The sequence below is a fragment of the Gemmatimonadota bacterium genome (assembly GCA_026706345.1).
GTDB lineage: Bacteria > JAAXHH01 > JAAXHH01 > JAAXHH01 > JAAXHH01 > JAAXHH01.
Genome location: JAPOYX010000001.1, coordinates 1 through 3,546, shown reverse-complemented (window position 1 = coordinate 3,546; position 3,546 = coordinate 1). Strand labels below are relative to the sequence as shown.

Genomic DNA, 3,546 nt, shown 5'->3' with positions numbered 1-3,546 from the left:
GGTCCTGAGGCGAGGTGCTGGCACCAGCGGTTCGCTGTCCCTGCTGGATGGCGCCGTAGCGGTCGGTCGACTTCCGCCGCGCCATGACGTCGGTGGCCAAGGGCAGCGGAGTGTGTGCTGCGGACTTCCGGCTTTGTTTGCCTGCATTCTGGCCGGCCTGTTTATCGTTTCCGGTTGCACGGACACGGTGAATCAGGTTGATGCGCCTGGCGCGGCCACGCCCGATACGGCCGACATGCCTGGTATGGTCGCCGAGCGGCCGCCCAACTTCGTCGTTCTGTTCGCGGATGACCTGGGGTACGGCGACCTTGGCAGTTTCGGGCATCCCACCATCAAGACGCCCCACCTGGACCGGCTGGCCCGGGAAGGGCTGAGGCTCACTCAATTTTATGTTGCCGCATCGCTGTGTACGCCGAGTCGGGCGGCTCTGATGACAGGCCGGCTGCCGATTCGAAATGGCATGGCGGGGCGGCGCGGCGTGTTGTTCCCGGATTCTTCGGGCGGCTTGCCTGCGGAGGAGACAACGATCGCCGAGGCGCTCAAGACGCACGGCTATGCCACTGCCACGGTCGGCAAGTGGCATCTGGGCCACATACCGCAATATCTGCCCACGGCGCACGGTTTTGACGAGTACTTCGGCATCCCCTATTCCAATGACATGCGCCCCGAGAACAACTGGGCCTATGCCAGCGAGAATTTTCCAGTCCTGCCGTTAATGGAAGGAACGGAAGTGATCGAGCGAATCTACGATCAGAGCCTGCTCACCGAACGCTACACGCAGCGGGCGATCGAGTTCATCGAGTCGAACCGGTCGCAGCCCTTCTTTCTCTATCTGCCCTACACGGCGCCGCATACGCCGCTGATGGTCACCCCGGAACGGGCCGGCACAAGCAAGCGGGGCCTTTACGGCGACGTGGTCGAGGAAATCGACTGGAGCGTGGGAGAAATCGCCGCTGCGCTTGAGCGTCTCGGGTTGGCCGAAAACACCCTGGTCATTTTCACCAGCGACAACGGCCCATGGGGCTGGGCCGGACTCGACGGCGGTTCGGCCGGACTGCTGCGCGGAAGGAAAGGCAGCCCGTGGGAAGGTGGATTCCGGGTGCCGGCCATCGTGTGGATGCCCGGCACGGTGCCGGCAAATGTCGCGTCGGACGCGCTCGGGACCACGATGGACCTGTTCCCAACGTTCCTGAACATGGCCGGTGGGGAGGTGGGCAACTACCCGGACCTGGACGGTATCGATATCACAGAGACCTTCGTGGGGCTCGGCGCCGTTCGCGAGCGGGTCATCTACTACCGGCAGGAAGACTTCGTGGCGTACCGGCACGGCGCCTGGAAGCTCTTCGTCAACGATCCGAATCCCTGGTCGGACGAAATCCAGGAAAGCGACCTGCCGCTGCTCTACAACCTTGAAGTCGACCCGTCCGAAGCGTTCAATGTCGCGGAGGAAAACCCTGAAGCGGTGGCGCGGATCACGGCGCTCGCCGACGCCCACGAGGATTCCGTCGAACGAGTCCCGTCCCAACTCATCGGGATATTGCCCGAATTCCAGGAGGAATACGATCGCTATCACAACAGTCGGTAGCCGCGACAGTCGGTAGCTGCGGCCCTGACCGGGGCGAAAGTCGGGAAGGAAATCCCTACCGAGTCGTCGTGCCGACAAATTGGCCGTGGCGCCATATGCTTTTATGCCTCGCGGCGCGCTCGGAATACACCATTGGGAGCGCAAAACTCGTGAATTGACACAGAAAAGACTGTGGAATGGCCCCGGTGCCTGAGCTATATTCGATTTCAGATTCACTGCGGACGGCGCGGTACCCCAAGATGCGGAGCAACCGATTATGCGTAACTTGATGGTTTCAGCCCTTGTCCTGCCACTGTCTTTTGCTGGAGGGTCAGGAGCCCAGGAGCCACCCGGCGCCCAAGTGTCTCCTGCCTCGCACCAACTGCAATTCCGGACCGAGGACACCCTGGATTGGCGTGAGCTACTGGCAAAACTCCATTCCGACTTTGACGTTGAGATCAGGATACGCGACTCTTCGCCGCGGTTGTCGGTACATTTGGCGAGGGAGACGGAGAGCGACGGCCACGGTCTTCTGAGCTTGACATGGCAGCGTCGCGAGATCGCCAACCTCGAACTCATTGAGTTGGGAGAAAGGATTTTCGTCATAGCGAATGCTACGGGTCAAGTGCATTCGAAAGCTCCCCTTGGGCGCTGGCACCTTGAAGAAGAAGGCTCCCTTTCAGATTTTCCTTTCTACTCCGGTCCCGCAGTCGGTGCTTTAATCACCAATGTCGAGGTTGACGCGGGTCCGTAACCAAGCGGGACCCCGCAACGCTGGGATGCCTTCCGATACCAAAACCCGTAGTCACCTCGCGTTTATCGCAGCCTACGCAACGGTGGGCATTCCGACTTTGGCGGTCGGCGGTGTGCTTTCCGGTACCATCCATGTTCGAGACGTGGGACCTCTGCTCAACGCGGTGTGGTTGATTGTCGGCCCCATCGCGGGGCTTGTTTTCGGGTATTACTTCAGCGCCACCCGACAGTAAGCAAACCTTGCCGATATGGCTTGCCGACCTCTGCGGTACCGGGGAAGGGATGCCGACGCGATAGCGACTGAAATGTCAGAGGATCGGACGTACACTGATCCGCATACAGCGCTCGCGGATAGGAATTACGGGTACTTATCATGGGTGAACGACAATATGTACGGGCTGGACGGTTTGTCATGCAGGTTCCTCTTGTCGTGATCCTGTCGGTTTTCATAGCCTTGCTCGCCCTGGACCCCGCCTGGGGTCAATCCCCGGATGTCCCCGACCGCCCCAACATCCTCTGGCTCGTCGCCGAGGACATGAGCCCCTACCTCGCCTCGTTCGGGGACCCGACCGTTTCGACGCCCAACCTCGACCGGCTAGCGGCCGAGGGAGTCCGATACACCAACGTGTTCTCGGTTTCCGGGGTCTGCTCCCCCAGCCGGGCCGCGCTGGCCACGGGCATGTATCCCACCAGCATCGGCGCGCATCACATGCGTACCACTTACCAGCAGCCGGAAGCCAGGGAAATGGGCATTATCGACTACGAGGTCGTTCCGCCGCCCCACGTCAGAATGGTCAGCGAGATCATGCGCGAGCACGGCTATTACACAAGCAACAATTCCAAGGAGGACTACCAGTTTCACCCGTCGATGATGGCGTGGGACGAGACCAGCCTGTTCGCCCATTGGCGCAACCGGCCCGAAGGCAAGCCGTTCTTCTCGGTATTCAACTTCGGCGTGACGCACGAGGGCCAGATCTGGAACCCCGCGACGACATGGAACCTCCGCTACGGCCGGGACGTGTTTCCGCCGGACAGAAACCAGGAGCTGGTGTGGATACCCTTCCCTCCGGGCGTGGAGAAGGAGTTGTATATTCCCTCGGACCTCCAGGTCCCCGTGCCCCCCTACCTGCCGGATACGCCGCCGGTCATCAAGGACATCCGCCGGATGTACTCCAATGTCGTGGAGATGGACCGCTACGTCGGGGTCGTACTGAGCCAGTTGGAGGAAG

At 61.1% G+C, this 3,546-nt stretch carries 3 protein-coding genes; all 3 read left to right on the top strand.

Annotation, left to right across the window (positions count from 1 at the left end; genetic code table 11):
- A partial coding sequence (locus OXG98_00015; protein ID MCY3770397.1) for a sulfatase occupies window positions 1-1,585 on the top strand: 1,585 nt, incomplete at its 5' end.
- Between the two features lie 256 nt (window positions 1,586-1,841).
- The gene (locus tag OXG98_00010; protein MCY3770396.1) at window positions 1,842-2,318 is read left to right on the top strand and encodes a hypothetical protein; all 477 of its coding nucleotides are present in this window, start codon (window positions 1,842-1,844) and stop codon (window positions 2,316-2,318) included.
- A 411-nt stretch (window positions 2,319-2,729) separates the two neighbouring features.
- A partial coding sequence (locus tag OXG98_00005; protein MCY3770395.1) for a sulfatase-like hydrolase/transferase occupies window positions 2,730-3,546 on the top strand: 817 nt, incomplete at its 3' end.